Source organism: Rheinheimera sp. 4Y26 (genome assembly GCF_025245835.1).
In the GTDB taxonomy this organism is placed as follows: Bacteria; Pseudomonadota; Gammaproteobacteria; order Enterobacterales; family Alteromonadaceae; genus Pararheinheimera.
Window position 1 is genome coordinate 215,778 of sequence record NZ_JAOBWS010000006.1, and the last position, 16,779, is coordinate 232,556.

Annotated in this window: 21 protein-coding genes; 14 read left to right on the top strand and 7 right to left on the bottom strand. The window is 49.2% G+C overall.

Translation table 11 applies throughout. The annotated features are described in order from the left end of the window. The first annotated feature begins 61 nt into the window (after window positions 1–61). The 13 genes from N3Z11_RS10205 (at window position 62) to N3Z11_RS10265 (ending at window position 7,881) form a co-directional block, all read left to right on the top strand. Entirely contained in the window at window positions 62–559 is a 498-nt protein-coding gene (locus tag N3Z11_RS10205) for a hypothetical protein (RefSeq protein WP_260657074.1), read from the top strand. Between the two features lie 148 nt (window positions 560–707). Continuing rightward, window positions 708–1,079: a hypothetical protein gene (locus N3Z11_RS10210; RefSeq protein ID WP_260657075.1), complete on the top strand. Its 372-nt coding sequence runs from the start codon at window positions 708–710 to the stop codon at window positions 1,077–1,079. Between the two features lie 85 nt (window positions 1,080–1,164). Further along, window positions 1,165–1,479 (top strand): hypothetical protein, encoded by a 315-nt coding sequence (locus tag N3Z11_RS10215; protein ID WP_260657076.1) that lies wholly within the window; start codon window positions 1,165–1,167, stop codon window positions 1,477–1,479. Window positions 1,480–1,567: 88 nt separating this feature from the next. Further along, the gene (locus N3Z11_RS10220) at window positions 1,568–1,999 is read left to right on the top strand and encodes a hypothetical protein (RefSeq protein WP_260657077.1); all 432 of its coding nucleotides are present in this window, start codon (window positions 1,568–1,570) and stop codon (window positions 1,997–1,999) included. Between the two features lie 73 nt (window positions 2,000–2,072). Then, the gene (locus N3Z11_RS10225) at window positions 2,073–2,378 is read left to right on the top strand and encodes a putative quinol monooxygenase (RefSeq protein ID WP_260657078.1); all 306 of its coding nucleotides are present in this window, start codon (window positions 2,073–2,075) and stop codon (window positions 2,376–2,378) included. Window positions 2,379–2,440: 62 nt separating this feature from the next. Then, window positions 2,441–2,764: a hypothetical protein gene (locus N3Z11_RS10230; protein ID WP_260657079.1), complete on the top strand. Its 324-nt coding sequence runs from the start codon at window positions 2,441–2,443 to the stop codon at window positions 2,762–2,764. 58 nt (window positions 2,765–2,822) lie between these two features. Continuing rightward, a complete protein-coding gene (locus tag N3Z11_RS10235; protein ID WP_260657080.1) occupies window positions 2,823–3,233 on the top strand; it encodes a hypothetical protein in 411 nt (136 codons plus the stop codon). A gap of 197 nt (window positions 3,234–3,430) precedes the next feature. After that, window positions 3,431–3,874, top strand: a complete 444-nt coding sequence (locus N3Z11_RS10240) for a hypothetical protein (protein ID WP_260657081.1) — start codon at window positions 3,431–3,433, stop codon at window positions 3,872–3,874. 336 nt (window positions 3,875–4,210) lie between these two features. Then, the gene (locus N3Z11_RS10245) at window positions 4,211–4,759 is read left to right on the top strand and encodes a DUF805 domain-containing protein (RefSeq protein WP_260657082.1); all 549 of its coding nucleotides are present in this window, start codon (window positions 4,211–4,213) and stop codon (window positions 4,757–4,759) included. Window positions 4,760–4,914: 155 nt separating this feature from the next. Further along, window positions 4,915–5,100, top strand: coding sequence for a DUF4177 domain-containing protein (locus tag N3Z11_RS10250; RefSeq protein ID WP_260657083.1), 186 nt, complete (start codon window positions 4,915–4,917; stop codon window positions 5,098–5,100). Window positions 5,101–5,295: 195 nt separating this feature from the next. Further along, window positions 5,296–6,243, top strand: a complete 948-nt coding sequence (locus N3Z11_RS10255; RefSeq protein WP_260657084.1) for an alpha/beta fold hydrolase — start codon at window positions 5,296–5,298, stop codon at window positions 6,241–6,243. A gap of 6 nt (window positions 6,244–6,249) precedes the next feature. Continuing rightward, entirely contained in the window at window positions 6,250–7,383 is a 1,134-nt protein-coding gene (locus N3Z11_RS10260) for an RNA polymerase sigma factor (RefSeq protein WP_260657085.1), read from the top strand. A gap of 87 nt (window positions 7,384–7,470) precedes the next feature. Continuing rightward, window positions 7,471–7,881, top strand: a complete 411-nt coding sequence (locus N3Z11_RS10265; RefSeq protein ID WP_260657086.1) for a hypothetical protein — start codon at window positions 7,471–7,473, stop codon at window positions 7,879–7,881. Between the two features lie 104 nt (window positions 7,882–7,985). Here the strand turns inward: N3Z11_RS10265 and N3Z11_RS10270 are convergent, their stop codons facing one another. Then, window positions 7,986–8,195 carry a hypothetical protein gene (locus N3Z11_RS10270; protein ID WP_260657087.1) on the bottom strand — a complete coding sequence of 70 codons (210 nt, stop codon included), beginning with the start codon at window positions 8,193–8,195 and terminating at the stop codon, window positions 7,986–7,988. Between the two features lie 332 nt (window positions 8,196–8,527). After that, window positions 8,528–9,001, bottom strand: a complete 474-nt coding sequence (locus tag N3Z11_RS10275; protein ID WP_260657088.1) for an NYN domain-containing protein — start codon at window positions 8,999–9,001, stop codon at window positions 8,528–8,530. A gap of 172 nt (window positions 9,002–9,173) precedes the next feature. Here N3Z11_RS10275 and N3Z11_RS10280 point away from each other — a divergent pair, with 172 nt between their 5' ends. Then, window positions 9,174–9,644 (top strand): DUF1456 family protein, encoded by a 471-nt coding sequence (locus tag N3Z11_RS10280; RefSeq protein ID WP_260657089.1) that lies wholly within the window; start codon window positions 9,174–9,176, stop codon window positions 9,642–9,644. Window positions 9,645–9,777: 133 nt separating this feature from the next. On the opposite strand, the gene N3Z11_RS10285 is transcribed toward N3Z11_RS10280, so the two are convergent. The 5 genes from N3Z11_RS10285 to N3Z11_RS10305 form a co-directional block, all read right to left on the bottom strand. Continuing rightward, window positions 9,778–10,275, bottom strand: a complete 498-nt coding sequence (locus N3Z11_RS10285) for a tyrosine-protein phosphatase (RefSeq protein ID WP_260657090.1) — start codon at window positions 10,273–10,275, stop codon at window positions 9,778–9,780. 76 nt (window positions 10,276–10,351) lie between these two features. After that, the gene (locus tag N3Z11_RS10290) at window positions 10,352–13,861 is read right to left on the bottom strand and encodes a PAS domain-containing hybrid sensor histidine kinase/response regulator (protein WP_260657091.1); all 3,510 of its coding nucleotides are present in this window, start codon (window positions 13,859–13,861) and stop codon (window positions 10,352–10,354) included. A gap of 117 nt (window positions 13,862–13,978) precedes the next feature. Next, window positions 13,979–14,731, bottom strand: coding sequence for a 3-hydroxybutyrate dehydrogenase (locus N3Z11_RS10295; protein WP_260657092.1), 753 nt, complete (start codon window positions 14,729–14,731; stop codon window positions 13,979–13,981). Window positions 14,732–14,973: 242 nt separating this feature from the next. After that, a complete protein-coding gene (locus tag N3Z11_RS10300) occupies window positions 14,974–15,441 on the bottom strand; it encodes a hypothetical protein (protein WP_260657093.1) in 468 nt (155 codons plus the stop codon). Next, window positions 15,438–16,646 (bottom strand): PepSY-associated TM helix domain-containing protein, encoded by a 1,209-nt coding sequence (locus N3Z11_RS10305; protein ID WP_260657094.1) that lies wholly within the window; start codon window positions 16,644–16,646, stop codon window positions 15,438–15,440. The genes N3Z11_RS10300 and N3Z11_RS10305 overlap by 4 nt, the downstream gene beginning before the upstream one ends. Window positions 16,647–16,779: the final 133 nt, after the last annotated feature.

Here is a 16,779-nt window from a genome sequence, read left to right on the forward strand (position 1 = left end):
TCGCTTCGCTCCTAATTTTGGCCAGCTTAAAATTGCCCCCGCTTGGGGCGTTAGGTGAATCATGAGAATCCTTTCACTCATATTTATTATTTTCTTCTCTTTTGTTGCCGAAGCTGAAAATACGGAAAAAAACATAGATAAATTTGCATGGTATGGTCCGAAATTTTTGAAGGGGCTATCGATTGATCAAATTAGAGATCTAGGTGTTGTTACAAAAGAATCGAAGGAATATGAGGTCAACCCTTTTATTGATAACGCCAAAATTCCGAACTACATTTTTATTTTCAAAGATGGGCTTGAAGTTTATTGCCGTGTCGTTGAAGACCATGTGTCTGGTCCACATGTTCAATTTACTTCTGTATATGTGTCTTCAAGTAAATGGCCAATATTATATGATTTAAATGTTGGTCAAAAAAAATCAAAAGTAGTAATGGTGTTAGGAAAGCCGACAGCAGATGAAAACAATATACTCAGATATATCGGTGAGACCGAAGAGGTTAGTTTTCATTATAACAATGACTTAGTAACTCGTATTGTTTTCCAATACTATGCCGATTGAAAGTGTACTTTGCATTTCACAGGATAGATAAAATTAAATATTTATTAACCCTAACAAGCAAATGTTAATCGCCCACGCTGCGCATGGGCTGCGACGGCAAAACGCATACGCGTTTTCCCGCGCTAAATTTGGTAGTTAGGTGGTTAAGATGATCTTCTCTCGTTTTGAAAAAAACTCTGTTTATGAGATGAAAGACATCCTGATTTCGGACAGCACTTTAAGTGCTGAAGATAAAAGAAATCTTGAAAAAATGATCACTCGATTAGATGCTAAAAAATCTCCTTACTTGAGTGACAACGAAATTAATCAGTTCAAATCACAAAAGTCAGATTTAAAGAAAGCACGAATTTTAATTTTGCTTATCTGGCCAATATCAATAATTGCTGTTTTGTATTTTGGTGTTATTCCTGGGCGAGGTGGAGACATTTATTTGGCGGAAAAGCCCGGCTCGTTTTTGATAAGCATATTTGTCTGGATATGTGTAGGTTTATATTATTGTTTTGGTAGTGATGACACCTAACAAACGCCAGCACATCGCGCCTGCGGCTCGACTCGCAACAAGTTGCTCGCCGTTTAGGCGATAGTTATATACCTACGAGGTTGTAATGGAAATCGAAGTAACAAGACCAAAACAATTTGCAGATATGGCTCGTGACTATCATTTGTTGGTGGACGGTAAAGAAATAGCTGTTATAAAACGTGGCACAACACAAACAATAACGCTGCCTGAAGGTAGCAAAACGCTGAAGGGGGTTATCGATTGGTGTTCAAGCCCGGAATTTAATGTTTGTGATATTCGTTCTGGAAGAATTGTGCTGAAGAATTCTTTTGGATCTAACTTTTTTAAATTTATATTTCTGCCGCTCTATTACATTTCGTTAGGCAAAAATCGCTACTTAAAAATTGAAACCGGCATATAACAAATGCCAGCACAACGCGCCTTTGGCGCTTGACCCGAAACAAGTTGCTCGCCGTTTAGGCGTGCGTTAGCTCCAAAATGGTGGTTATATGAGAATAAATGCAATCGCTGTAGCGCTGCTCATCAGCTGCGCGGCATCGGCGGAGTCCGTGACTACAGTTGAGAAGACTCAGGAAATTTGTAGCGCTGCTGCAGCACTGTTCGCCTCTGGACAGTATGATCGCGCTTATGAAAGCATGATGCCTTACTGGCCCTTGCCGAAGGAAGAGCTCCAGAATTTGGGATATCAATCCAAGGCACAGCTTGAAATGCTCGGTCCGCGTTTCGGTAAGTCGCTTGGTGCAGAGTATGTGCAGACGATGAGAGCTGGTGATAGCCTGCTCAGGCATGTATTCCTGATAAAGCATGAGAAGCATGCTCTAAAGTTTTCATGCTCTTTCTACAAGCCTAAAGATAGCTGGCTAGTGAATACCATAGTGTGGGACGACAAGATCAATACGCTCGTTGGTAGTGGCGGCTAACAATTCATTTGAGCCGACGCTTCCAGCGCGGCTAATTCAAAGTTAGGCACCACAAGATAAGTCCGGAGAGCCCATGAATAACTCAATCGTTATCGTCAGGTACCGTGCATTGCCGGCTCAGGTTGACACTGCACGGCGGGAGATTGCTGCCTTGGTTGCAACAGTGCAGGCCTCGGAGCCGGATTGCGGTGGCATCACCATGCTGCAGGATTCTTCGGACCCGACAGCATTCACTTTGATTGAAACCTGGCCAAGCCAGGAGGTTTTTCTTGGCCCGCATATGCAACAGCCACATATCCAGTCCTTTATACAGGCCGCTGGCAAGTTTCTCGCCGGGCCGCCGGACATTTCCTTTTGGCAGCCGGTCGATGGGGTCTGACAATTCATTCAAGCCGAAGCCAATTTGCGGCTTGGTTTTATTCAGGCGTTAGGTGAATCGCTATGACGGAAGTTTTGGTAAAAGTAGCAAGGGACAGCGTTTGTATGGGGGATGATTGTGATGCTCCTCATTCATACAGCTTTAAAGTTTCAATCAATAGCACCTTAGGTGATGTGTTTGAACATTTGGCGCAAAAACGATATCTGGCATCTGTGGCTGGAAAAAATCATAGTTGGGAGGCTGTGATAGAAAATAATCCGGTGGCGTTTTTTAAGGGAAACAATCAAGTGCCAGAACCTTCGGCTCTGTTGTCAGACAAGGTTTCTTTATACGCAATAAACGCAACTTTAAAAATCTGGTTTAAATACAATAGTGCCGTTTCATAAAGCAAAATTATATAAAAATGCCGCTGAGCATGATGTTATGCATACAAGGAATAAGTAGATGGTGAAGTTTAAAAGTTATTTAATGGCGCTCATTTTAGGTATTGCACTGGCGGTTGCTTCTGTTGTGATTTTTGGTTATGGCGCAGCAGCATCAGTGTCTGCAGATCTTCTTAACATGCTTATGCCCGTTTCCGCTTTTTTGGCCTTTGTTGTGGTCGATTTTTTTATTATCGCGCTGCCGTTGGCACTGGCTTTTTTGTTGTTAGCTTATGCAGCTAAGTTTGTGTTCAAAAGCACCGACCATAAGTTTTATCTGTTATTGCTTGCTCCGCTTGTTTTATTGCAGGGTTATTATCTTTTATCAGCGTCAGCAGAATTAAACGGGATAATTTCAATGCTCCTGCGCTTTTTGTTATTGGCTCTTTGTTACTACGCCATTGTTCGCAGCAATCAAGCGGCAAATGCCTGACCAACATAGTCTCAATAGGTGGTTATCTGCTCTGAGCCGGCTCCTGCAGCTTCCGGATTTTGGCCGCAGCGCTTGTCACAAGTTGCCCGCCCTTGAGTTGATACTGAGATGAAACTGGGGTGGGTGATAGCGAGGTGGGTAATAGCGGGGTAATAGTGAGCCGGGCAATAAAAGTTTCTGTAACTTCAATGTGTTTTTTGCTGGCCTGCGGTATTTATCCGGTTGCTGCTGCAGCGCAATCCACAGAGTTTTGTGATGTGCTTCGGGCATTTGTTGGTTCAGTCAAACCAGACGAAACCAGGCAGTTGGTCTTTCGCACGTCCTGGGGTGCCAACTTTAAAGACACGCCGGGGGCGGTGTTGTTTGCTAAGCGTTGCGAGCATGGTGATTATCCTGCGGCTAAAAATGTATGCAGCTATCTGATGGAACATGCGTCAGCTGAGTTCGCAGCCGTTGCGGTAAAAAAGGCAATTGTATGTTTGTCGCCAGCCAGCAATCTTGATGAGCAATTAACGATAAATAGTGCTTCCTTCTCCATTTATTATGGTACGCAAGAGCGTGGTGCATTAGTTGATATCAGCCTGAGTGAAGACAACAAAGTGGGTGGTATGGCTTTGAAGTTGGTCGCCGCTGGTTATTAAACTCTGGTCGATTCATTCCGCCATCATAAGCCGCGTAATCCGGCGCCTTTGGCTCAGGCGTGCTTAAGGGGTCGGGCGCATGGGCGCAGTGTTAAGGGCAGTGTTAAGGGCAGTGTTAAGGGCAGTGTTAAGGGTAGTGTTAAGGGCAGAGTGTTAAGCGCAGAGTGTTAAAGAGCCCATTTTCCCTTCGCCTTGCAGAGTCAAAACCGGCAAAACCGGCAAATCAGGCGCAAGTCGGGTCCGTGTCGGGGTTTTGTCGTCTCTTTTTCGTCACGGCGCAGTGCCATTGGGCCTGATAATAGCGGGCAGCAGAGACCTTTTGCAGGAGCAGAAATCATGTATGTAAATAGCACCCGGATTCGGGAGTTACGGCTGGCCCGTCAATGGTCGCAGGAGCAATTGGCCACCCTCAGTGGTTTAAACCTGCGCACTATTCAGCGGCTTGAATCCGGGGCCAAGATATCGAATGAGTCGTTGCGGGCACTTGCCGCTGTGCTTGAAGTACCGGCCGCAAGTTTGCTGATAAGCGAGCCAACACCCACCGAGGTAGCCTTAAAGGCAATGCGGGACGGTGTGGTGTCAGGGCTGGAATTTACCGGCACCACCCCCAGAGCCGATTTTTGGTGGTTTGCGCTTGCTGTGGCCATGGTGTTGGCCTTTGCTCAGCTGCTTAGTGAAGCCCTCGGCCCCTTACCAACGCAGATTGCGTCATTGGTGGTGTTGCTCCCCTGGCTGGCCGCCAGCACCCGCCGCTTGCGCGATGCCGGACTCAGCCCCTGGTGGCAACTGATTAGCTTAGCGCCTGTGGCAGGTATTCTGGTGCTGCTCTATTTGCTGACTTACCCAAGCAAAAAAGCAGAATCGGCAGAGCCGATACAGGATTAAATTTGGGCCTGATAGTTCAGGGGCTGCTGATTAAGTGCGACAGTTTGCGTCTTGCGGGCCGTACTTTTGCTTCGCTGCCAGCGCTGCACGTGGCGTTATCCTATTGATTATTCCCTGGTTAAATAGCAAGTTAAGTAAAACAAGGAAGATTTTTTATGGTGTTTGTTTATGTTTATGAAAAGAGAAACTTCTGGGGCAAAATTAATATTGAAGAGATGAATAAAGAACTGGCGGAACATTGTAAGGACGGTATTAGGGTAAAGTCTGTTACGCCTGTGGCTGATATTTTTGGCAATATTAAAAGTTTTACCATTGTTTTTGAGGGCTTAGCTGCGTCTTAGCGGCTTTTGCTCTGTCAGGAGTAGCTCTTGCGCTCCAGTTCTTGCTTTTGGTTTTTGAGAAATTATTTTATAATTTAAGCTGCTGTTATTTATAGATAAATTTAAATAATGCGAAAATAATTCAAATTTTTTGTCACACCCTGCGCTGCTGCTGCGACTTGTTAAGGTAACCCCTATTTAACAAAGGATACCGTTATGCAAAACAACAAAGAGCACAGCAGCAACACCCCGGCCGATGCGAAAAACGCCAAAGCCAAAGTAGGTTTTTGGACTTATTTTGCCATTACCATGAGCATTGTGGCGGGGGTGATTGCACCTCAGCTCAAAGCCGCCGAGCTGAACACTGCCGCCAGTTTTCAGGTGGAGGTGATTGGCGAAGGTAAACCTGTGCTGTTGATTCCGGGACTGATGTCTGATAGCCGGGTGTGGCAGCACACTGCGGAGGCTTTAAAACAGGATTATCAGCTTCATCTGATTAGTGTGGCCGGTTTTGCCGGTACCCCAGCCATCGAAGGTGAGCTGTTACCCAGGCTGCAGCAGGATTTACTGCATTATATGGACGAACAACAACTGCAAAAACCTGCTGTGGTTGGCCATAGTCTGGGTGCTTTTATGGCTTTTGCACTGGCCAGTGCCGCACCTGAGCGTATCGGCACTGTGGTGGCTGTGGATGGCCTGCCTTATTTAGCGCCCATCTTCAGCCGTGATCCGGCAACTCAGGTGGCCGATATGCAAAGCCAGGCGATACAGCTGAAGAATTATTATCAGCAGTTAAAGGGCGAACAACTCAAAGCTGCTGCAACCCGCGGCATTGACATTCAGGCCCGTGCTGCTGGGCATCAACAGCTGGTACTGGCGATGGCGGCGGCCTCTGATGGCCCCAGTGTGGGTCAGGCGATGTACGAACTTTTAACCACAGATTTACGGCCAAAGGTGGGCGCCATTCAAAGTAAAGTCTGGTTGTTGGGGGCCAGCGGTGCCTTGCCGGCGGCTTATCAGGAACAAGCTAAGGCATTGTATCAGCAGCAAATTGCCGGCATTGCGAATGCCACTTTACTGATGAATACTGGCAGTCGCCACTTTATGATGCTGGATGAACCTGAGTGGTTTATCAGCCAGTTGCGCCAGGCTTTACAGGAGTAAACAGCCATGTCAGTGACAATAGAACAACAACTACAACCCGATGTGCAGGCTGCCATGGCCGGTGACCTGCAAGCGTTTAGCCGCCTGGTGCAGCGCTGTCAGAATGGCATCAGCAGTATTGCGCTGGCAATTGTCAAAGATTTGGATGCCAGCGAAGAAGTGTGCCAGCAGGTATTTATTGCCGCCTGGCAACAATTAAGCAGCCTGCAAAATCCGGCCAGTTTTTTACCCTGGCTCAGACAAATTACCCGCTACCGCGCTTACAGCTTTTTGCGTGAACAAAAAGACGGACAGACTGAGCGTGGTAGCGATGCCGAAGCCTTGCTGGAAAGTTTTGCCAGTGACAGCAACCCGGCAGAGGAGTTGTTACGCAGCGAACAGGCCGGGCTTATCCGCAATTTACTGGATGAATTGCCCGCCGAAAGCCGTGAAATTGTGTTGCTGTTTTACCGTGAAGAACAAAATAGCCAGCAGGTTGCCAGTCTGCTGGGCCTTAGTGAAGCCAATGTGCGCAAAAAGCTGCAGCGGGTACGTGAGCTGCTGAAAGAACAGCTGCTGGCCAGATACGGCAAGCTTATTTTAACCACTGCTCCTGGTGTTGGCTTTAGCAGTCTGGTGCTGAGCGGATTGTTGGTTGGCAGCCCACCTGCTGCTGCAGCAACGGCCAGCGCCATGGCGGCACAAAGTAGCGGCATAGCAAAATTTGGCTGGCTGTTCAGTGGCGCTTTATTGGGGGCACTTGGCGGTATGCTGGGGGTGGTGCTGGGCATGCAGGCTCCGCTCAAAAATGCGACCAGCGCGGATGAACGTAGTCGTTTAATTCGTTATCGCAATCAGGCGCTGCTTTGGGTTGGCGGTTGTGGCCTGCTGCTGACAGCGGCTTACGAATTAACTGCTGGCGCTGTAGCCCCCTTACTTGCCTTTACGCTTTTTATCGTGGGCCTGGGTTATCTGCAATATCGGGTCTGGCAAACCGTAAAACCGCGTTTATTGGCAAAAGCAGCTGCCAGTGCCGAGGCAAAACGGCAGTACCGCTCGCAGCTATTCTGGTGTTGTTTTGGCATCTTGGGTGGCCTTAGTGCCGGTTTGGGCGGCATGATTGTTGGTTTGATCAACAGCGGCCGCTGGTTTTGGGGATAAGCTGCCGGCAAAACACCTGATGTCAGTCAGTGTTGCGGGCTGGCACGGGGGCAGAGCCACTTTTATCAGAGAATAAGGACGGGTTTTGTGACAGTTACAGTTGCATTCAGGTCGCTGCTGGTTTGGGTAGTTATTTTGCTGCTCGCCATTCTTAATGGCATCTTTCGGGCTGCGGTGTTGCTGCCCTGGCTTGGTGTGCCATGGGGCATGCTGCTTAGTGGCGCGCTGCTGTCGGTGATCATTTTCAGCGCCGCTTATCTCACCTTGCCCTGGCTTGGCACGCGCCGGGTGGCAAGTCTTTGGGGCATTGGATTGGGCTGGCTTGCCCTTACCCTTATTTTTGAGATCGCTATTGGCCGGTGGCAGGGTATGTCATGGTCTGTGATGCTTGAGGCTTACACTTTTAAGGACGGCAACATTTGGCCTTTAGTGCTGCTTGTTGTGGCAGTGGCGCCTGTGATGGCAGCAAAAATCAGAGGCTGGACGCAGCGCGCTTAGTTGGGTATTTAAAAGTAAGAGGGAGGCGCGAAGCAGCGGATTGGCTGGTTCGCGCTGCGGGTTGGCCTTAGTAAACGCCGCGGTTTGCGCCATCACTGTGCTTATTAAGTGCCGCTATGATTGCCGCTATGAGCACTGCGACTGTTGCCAGTACAGCAACCGCCAGTGCAGCCACAGCTGCTATCGCCGGTCAGATATTTCATCAGGTCTTTGCCAAGCCAGCGCCGGCCAGCCAGATCAACAAGGGTGGCGAGCACCCACATGGCGATAAAAAACAGCAAAAATCCCCACTCTGTCGTCAGTACTGTATCCATTATTTATTCTCCGGTTGGCTGCAATTTTGTGGTGCTCCGGCCTTTGTGCTGCCGGAGTTATCTTTATAGTCGTCTGCTGCAGCCCAACTGTTACAGCTGTTGTGATCTTTTTTTTATGGGCAGCTGAAATGCCTGGATTTACCCAGTGGGTTCAATTCAGAAATTTAAATCAATGGCTAAATCATTTGTTCTGTATTGGTTTTATAAAACGCAGTTTCTGGCGTGTTGTTAAAAACAGGCAAAGGTGGAGGCCGGTGATGGTTTGGGCAACTCTGGCAAAGCAGCAACAGACAGTATTAGGGTGGCATCTGAGCCCTAAAGGCTGCGTTTTGCTAAAGCAGCATCTCAGCCGTAATAGGCCAGTGGGCGTCGGCGCTTAGTATTAAAGCCTGGGCCGTGAGGCCCGGCACACTTTGTACTATGCAGCGACTGCTAAACCGCTCTCGAATGGTATTGAGTAATAAGGCAAAATCGCCGTCGCCTGATAATAATAAAATTTCATCAACCAGCGGCGCCTGGGTCAGCACGTCTATGGTGATGCCAACGTCCCAGTCGCCTTTGCTGCTGCCGTCGCTGCGCAAAATATAAGGTTTCAGTTTTACTTCAAAACCAATATGCCTGAGCGCGTCCTGAAACTTGCGTTGCTGGTCGTCGTGGCGCTCTATGGCGTAGGCGGTGGCGTATTGAATGTTGTATTGGCTTTGCAGCTGTTGCCAGAACAAACGGTAGTTAAAAGAGCGGCCATATACTTCGCGGCAGGTGTAATAAATATTCTGAACGTCGGCAAATACAGCAATAGTTTTCAAAAGCTTAACCACCCGGTGTGTGCCAGACTGCTCGAGCCTGGGTACAACAATAAAGTTGGCCGGATGATAACACGGCGGTACGGCGGATTTTCGGCTTAAAATCTGTTAAAGTGTCGCCAATTTTTGTGCCTGCTGAAAAACCGGCACCCTTCTTCATATCAGGACCATTGTTGTGACCAATAACCAGATTTTACGCCGCTTGCGCTACGCCTTTGATTTTAATGACAACAGCATGATGCGCATTTTTGCCCATGCCGGCCTGGAAGTGACCCGGGCTCAGGTCAGTGACTGGCTGAAAAAAGACGAAGATCCGGCATCTGTGCTGATTAGCGATCTGGAGCTGGCGCAGTTTTTAAATGGGTTAATTATTGAAAAACGCGGCCGTAAAGAAGGGCCACAACCAGAGCCTGAGAGCAAACTGAACCACAATATTGTGTTTCGTAAGTTAAAAATTGCGCTGGATTTAAAAGACGACGACATTCTGGCTATTTTGTTATTGGCTGATTTCCGTTTAAGCAAACATGAACTCAGCGCTTTTTTCCGCCGGCCGGATCATCACCATTACCGCGCTTGTCAGGATCAGGTGCTGCGCAATTTTATTAAAGGGGTGCAGTTAAAACTACGCCAACACAGCGAAGAATAAGTAGTGAAGAAAAAGTAGCAAAGAATAAATAGCGAAGAATAAAGCGCTGTTTATCTTGCCTTCAATCACAAAAAGCGGCTTTTCAGAGCCGCTTTTTTGTTGCTGCACGTCAGCGGCAGTTCCAACGCAAAGCCTATAACTTATTAAAATAATCCAGATGGGTTTTAAGCGTGAGTGCGTAAGGGCGCAGCACCTGCACCCGCTGTTTGACATCTATTTTATCCAGCCCCAGCTCCAGCAGAATTTTTGCTGCCATTAAACCTGTGCGACCAGAGCCGCCTTTGCAATGAATCGCCACTTTACCGCCCTGGCGCAAAATATGATGCACCAGCGCATTGGCTTGCTCCCAACCTTCGGCAAAGGCCAGGCCGGGCGCTTGTTCGTCGGCAATAGGGCAGTGAAACCAGGTTAAATCCAGCTCGCGGCATAACGAAGGCAGGTCGGTGACACCCAGCTCAATCATTTCTTCATCCGGCGTCAGGCTAATCAGCACTTTGGCACCGGCGGCTTTTAGTTGTTGTAACGAGGTTTTTAAATCCACCCCTTTGCTGCCGGGGCAGGGCGTAAAAATCAAGGCAGCTGTGGCTGTGGTGCCTGGATTGATCACCAGTTCATCAAATGGATGCTGCATAAAAACTCCTGCTATTGAGAATGATGGCAAAAGGCCGGCGACTGCGCTTCTGGTGACGTTGCTACCCTGCCTGTTGTTATTTTAACAGCCGCTGCAATAAACGTTTGAGGCTGGCGGCTTTGAGTGGTTTAAGCATAAAGTGAAAACCGGCATTTTGCGCGTCGTCGCGGGTTTGTTGTTGCTGGTCAGCCGAATGGATCACCACAGGTGCCTGCACGGCAAAATGTTGTTGCAGCTGACTGGCCACTTCCACCCCTGTCGCGCCCTGGTCCAGATGATAATCAAACAACAATAAGTCCGGCTGAAAACCCTGTTGTAGCGCACTGACCGCAGCAAAAGGCGAAGCAACCGGCTGCACTTCACAATGCCAGCTACGTAAAAGTTCAGTCACTGCGGCCAATAGCTGGGGTTCGTTATCTAACAATAAAATCTTTTTACCGGCAAAATTACCCTGTAGTTCCGGCAGCATAGAAGCTGCAGGCAACACTGCAGCAGCTTTGGCCAGTGGCACTGTGACGGCAAAACAACTGCCTTTGCCAGGCCTTGAATACAAAGACAACGGATGGTTTAACAGCTGACTAATGCGCTGGCTGATGGCCAAACCAATGCCGAGGCCTTTTTGGTCGGCCTGCGGTCCTTGCTGAAACTCCTGAAAAATCAGCCGTTGGTTTTCTTTATCTATGCCTGGGCCTGTGTCCCACACTTCAATGCGGGCAAAACGTTCGCCTTGCTGGTTTTTCACCCGGCGTACCCCAAGCAGAATTTTGCCTTGTGGTGTGTAACGAATGGCGTTGCTGATAAAGTTTTGAATCACTCTTTTTAATAATCTGCCATCACTCTGCACAGTCAGCGAGCTTAAGCTACAGCGAAATTGCAGGCCTTTTTCGGCCGCCAACACCTGAGCTTCGCGGCCACTTTGTTCCAGCAACTGTTGCAGCGCCAAAGGCCTGGGTTCGGCGCGCACGACGCCAGAGTCCAGTTTGGTCAGCTCCAGAATACTGGCCAGCAGCTCTTCGGCGGAATTGAGTGAAGCCGCCAGGTTTTTACTCAGCTGTTTAATCTCAATGTCCTGTGCTTTTTCGCGGATCAGGCCACAAAACAGCGCTGCTGCATTAAAAGGTTGTAATAAGTCGTGGCTGGCGGCGGCAAAAAAGCGGTTTTTGCTGATGGTGTGTTCTTCCAGCTGCATTTTGGCCTCTGCCAGTTGCTGGTTTAGTTGCTCAAGCTCAAAAGTGCGGTTGGCCACCCTTTGTTCCAGCGTATTGTTACTTTGCTCAAGTTCTTGTTGTACTTCAATAAAAGAGCTGACGTCGCTGTAAGTGGTGACAAAACCGCCGCCCGGTAGCGGATTGCCCTGCATTTCAAACACCCGCCCATCCTGCTGGCGGCGCTGAAATTTATAACTGCTGCCCTGACGCAGATAATTCAGCCGTTTTTGAATTTCCTGCTCTAAAAGTTCCGGGCTGACCGGGCTGGCGCTTAACCAGCCACGTTCGGCGTTATAACGAATCAGCTCTGCCACGGGTTTACCCACTTCAACAAAACCGGTGGGATAGGCAAACATCTCCAGATAACGCTGGTTCCAGGCAATCAGCCTTAAGTCAGCGTCCACCACACTGATGCCCATGCTGATATTGTCGATAGTGGCGCGCAGCAGCGCCTGATTAAATAAATACACCTGACTGGCTTCGTCGACAAAACGCGCCACAGATTCCAGCGGTAACTGACTGTTTTTGCTGGTGGCGTTTAATAGCAGCCGCATCGAAGCGCCGCCGACCACGGCCGACAAAGTACGTTCCACCCCTTGTTGTAAATTCAGTGGCGCTTTTTGATTAAAGTCGGGGCTGCTGGTTTTTAAATGGCGTTGCAGCAGCTGTTTGGCTTCACGTTCACCGGCAAAACGCCGCACCAGCAAATAACAGTCCTGCACTGTAAGTTCAACATCCTGACTGCTGCGCTCTGTGCTTCCCCGACGCAAAAAACGGCCGCTTTGCAGCCATTCACTGAGCCGCGTGCTACTAAGCTGACTGACCAGCAATAGCATCAATACATTGACCGAGAGACTTAACAACACCCCCAGACTGATGCTGTCAAACTGGCCACCAAAAAGGCCGGAGGGCGCGAGCCACTGAATACCAAAAGGCCCCTGCTGCAGCCAGTGCCAGTTGACTAAACCGGCCCGGCCAAGCTCTGGCAATAACAAAATATAAGCCCAGATAAAAGCACCACTACTTAAGCCGGCCAGCGCCCCCTGACGGTTAATATTGCGACTGGTAAGGCCCAGAATAATAGCCGGTGCTAACTGCGCTATCAGCGCAAATGCCATCAGGCCAAGCTGGGCCAAACCTGTTTCTGTGCCTATCAACAGGTAATACAAATAACCCAGCGTCAGTACTGTCAGCATCGAGGCGCGGCGTAAAGTTACCATTTTAATCAGTGGCTTGCCGTCTACCGGTCTTTGTTGCAGCCGGTATAGCAGTGGGGTCAGTAAGTCGTTGCTGATCATAATACCCAGCACCACAGTGGCGACTATCACCATCGAAGTGGCGGCAGAAAAACCACCTAAATAGGCCAGCAGCGCCATATCGGTGCGATTGGCCGACAACGGCAGTTGAAGCACCACTAAATCTATATTGGCTTCTGGCCCCAGCAGCATTAAACCAGCCAGGGCTATGGGTAAGGTAAACAGGCTCATCAGCAGCAAATACAGTGGAAACACCCAGCGCGCCAGATGCAGATGTTTTAAATGCTGAATTTCGACAAAACTGACATGAAACTGCCGTGGTAAACATAAAGTCGCAACAAAACCCAAAAGCACATGGATCCAATACACTGAAGTGGGCAGCGCTTTTTGTTGCAGACTCTGCACCGCCGGGTGGTTGGCGGCCTGACTAAAAATGCTGCCAATACCGTCATATAAACCCCAGCAGACAAAAACACCCACTGCCAGCAAGGCAATCAGTTTCACCAGAGATTCAAAAGCGATGGCAGTCATTAACCCTGGGTTAGGTTGATGCGCTTTGGCGCTGCGGCCAATAAACAACATGGCAAACACCGCCAGCCATAAGCTGACATAAAGGCCGGTGTCCTGATACCAAAGTGGATGCTCAGGCCTTTGCACCAGCGCGTTGATGCTGGTAGACACGGCCTGCAGTTGCAGCGCTATATAAGGGATCACAGCAGTGAGCACTATTAATGTGGTCAGTACTGCTAAAAGCCGGGAATGGCCATAACGGGTAGCAATAAAGTCGGCCACTGAGGTAATTTTGTATCTGCGACAGGCAATGGCAATACGGGCTATCAGGCCAAAACCAAACCAGAACAATAACAAAGAGCCGATATAAGTGGGTGGGATCCACCAGCCATTCACTGCCGCCTGGGCTGTAACCCCATAAAAAGCCCAGGAGGTACAATAAATGGCCAGGGCAAAACTAAACACCCAGGGCGCCAGTTTATGACCGCCGGTAATACGACGGCCGAGCCGGCCGACACTGTACAGCACCAGCAAATACAACAAGGATAAAGCAGCAATGCTGCCAAGCCCGATAGAGCCCTGGCTCAGGATCATAGATGGCGCTTGTGTCATTTAGCGAAGTCCCTGATTGTGCCTGAGTTTTTTGCCATTGTCAGGGGGCTTGCCAATCTGTTGCCCCGACGCTGCTCTGCTACACTGGCCAGGCTATTGACCCTGGACATCCGGGCTTTAACGGGCTGTCCAGCCACCATCTAACACCAGAGTTTGGGCTGTGATATGCCGTGCCGGCGGCTGGCATAAAAACAGTGCCGTGGCAGCAATTTCATCGACACCAATAAAAGCTTTTTGCGGCATAGGTGCCAGCATAATTTGCTCTATCACCTGCTGCTCACTGAGATTGTGTTCTTTACACTGCGCCGCTATCTGGCTTTCCACCAAAGGAGTGCGTACATAAGCCGGGCACACTGTATTAATAGTGAAGTTAAAGTCGGCGTTTTCCAAAGCCACCACTTTGCTAAAACCCAACAGCCCGTGTTTAGCCGCTACATAAGCCGATTTAAAAGGGGAGGCCACCAGCGCATGAATAGAACCAATATTCACCACCCGGCCAAAATTACGTTCGCGCATGCCAGGCAGCAGTGCTTTGGTCAGCATAGCTGGCCCTGTCAGCATCACCTGCAGCAGTTGTTGCCATTTTTGCTCGGGGAATTCTTCAAGCCGCGCCACATGCTGAATACCGGCATTATTGACCAGAATATCCACAGCACCGGCCTGTGCTGCGGCCTGTTCAATGGATTGCTGGGAGTTTAAATCCAGCAGCAGCGCGTCGGCCTGATAACCCAAAGCGCGCAGTTCGGCCACTTTGGCATCAAGCTGTGCCTGATGTAAATCGGCCAGCAGTACCTGATAACCCTGGCGGCCAAATTCTGTTGCTACCGCAAAACCAATACCACCGCTACCGCCTGTGATTAATACTTTCATCAACTTTCACCTTTTTTGAATGCTGCTGCAGTGATGCTGCCGCCAATATCAGCCGATGCTAGGCGCAGGGGGGTATTTCGACAACGGTACTTTAGTGCTATGTGAGTGCCGGACTGTAGTTGTGAATGGAGGGGGTTAGTGCGCAGTGAGGTTTGGCGATTTAAGTTATTGGCAAAAAAATGGCTCACAAAAAGCCGCGATTAAACGCGGCTTAATACATGAGTTTTATATAAAACAGCAGCTTATAAATCCCAGCTGTGCTGGTAAAGTTTGCCTTGCCAGTCTTCCAGTAATAACCAGAGTTTTTCGCCACCCTGAAGTTTTTCCGGGGTGCTGGCATGCACATGCAGGCCATGCACTGTGCCGTGCAGCACACTGCTGTGGCCCTGGCTGAGCTTTTCAAAATCCGGCGCGTCACGACTTACCACTAAAAAACCCTGGCGGATTTTTTCGATACAACCTGCGCACAGCTGCAGGTAATAATCTTTTACCCATTCACCATGATGTAAATAAGCGCCGTCTTTGGTGAGCGGACTGACGGTGACTTCAAATGGCCCTACAGTTGCTTTGGGCAAAGCGGGCGGAAACACCGGGTTCATTGACTGGTATAAAAACCAAAAAGGTAAAATAAGCACCAGGCCACTGAGTTTAAATTTGTTTTTTTGCCAAAAGCTGTTTTTTTGCCAAAAGCTATGGTTGCGACGACTCATAAAGCGGCCTTATTCAGTGATGTTTCAGCGGCAGTTGATGCTGAGGTTGCAACTGCTGCGCCAGTTGCTGGCTTAGTGGCCTGTTGTGGTTCAGCACGGCTGGCTCTGACAGTACGACTGCCCCAGATCATAAAACCTGTGATGGCCATACCGCTCACCAGCAAGCCAAACACAAACCAAATCACTTTGGTCCATAAACCACCAATAGTGCCGTAATGCAGCGGATCGGCTATCGACATCACGGTTTCCAGTGCAGCCATCTGGGCTGGTACTCTGCTGTCGGCAATATCACCGTTCCATGGGTTCACCCAGACGGTATAAGAATACTGATCATAAAACACCGAATCGCCATAACCTGAAATGCGGTAATAATCGCGGTTATGTTCCGGCATTTGCACAAAAGCAGCTTTAAGCTCGGGCAAAAACTGCTGAGCATTTTGCAGGGCTTTGGCCAGTGGGATCATGGCAGGTGCTTCGCCTTTGTCGCTGATAGCGGGCACCTGAGCTGTGCTGAGCGGCTCCACTTCATAATAAAAAGCCACATCGTTATGCCAGAGTGTGGCCTGGATTAAATACCAGAGGCCGGTCAGGCTCATCAGTAACAAAAACCAAATCGACCAGACACCGGCTAAACGGTGTAAATCGGCCAGCAAAGTTTTTCGCCCCTGATTAAACCGCAGTTTTGGGCTTAAGAACGCCCGCCAGAATTTTTTGTAGATCACCATGCCTGTGACCACAGCACCGAGCATCAACAGCGCCATAGCGCTCACCAGGTAATAACCCACACTGTAACTTTGTTGCCAGGGGAACAATAACCAGCCATGTAAGGCCCGCATAAAACTAATAAAATTAATGCCGGGGTTGATTTCCTGCACCTGCGCCGTATATGGATTGACATAAGCAATGGCGGACGGAACTTTATCGGTAGAAAACACCACTGCTGTCACCAGATAAGGTTCCAGCACCATAACTGAAGTGACGGCAGCTTTGGGTTCTTGTTGCTTTACAGCCGCCACCAGCTCGGCAATAGGCCGGGCCGGTAAATTGTCCGGGTTGGCTGCTCTGGCATTGGGGTTGGTCAGCCAGGTCAGTTCGTGGCTGACCACGGCAATAGTGCCGGTCAGGCAAACGGCGGTAAAAATCAGCCAGACAGGTAAAGAGCACCAGCCGTGCAATAAAAACCAGAAACGCTGGTTCAGTTTCATCTTCTGTTCTCCGTAAAACGCCATCTGTTGTTGCTGGCCAGCGGGGCGGCATACTTTTCTGCTTCTGCTTCTGCTTCTGCTTCTGCTTCTGCTTCTGCTTCTGCTTCTGCTTCTGCTTCTGCTTCTGCTTCTG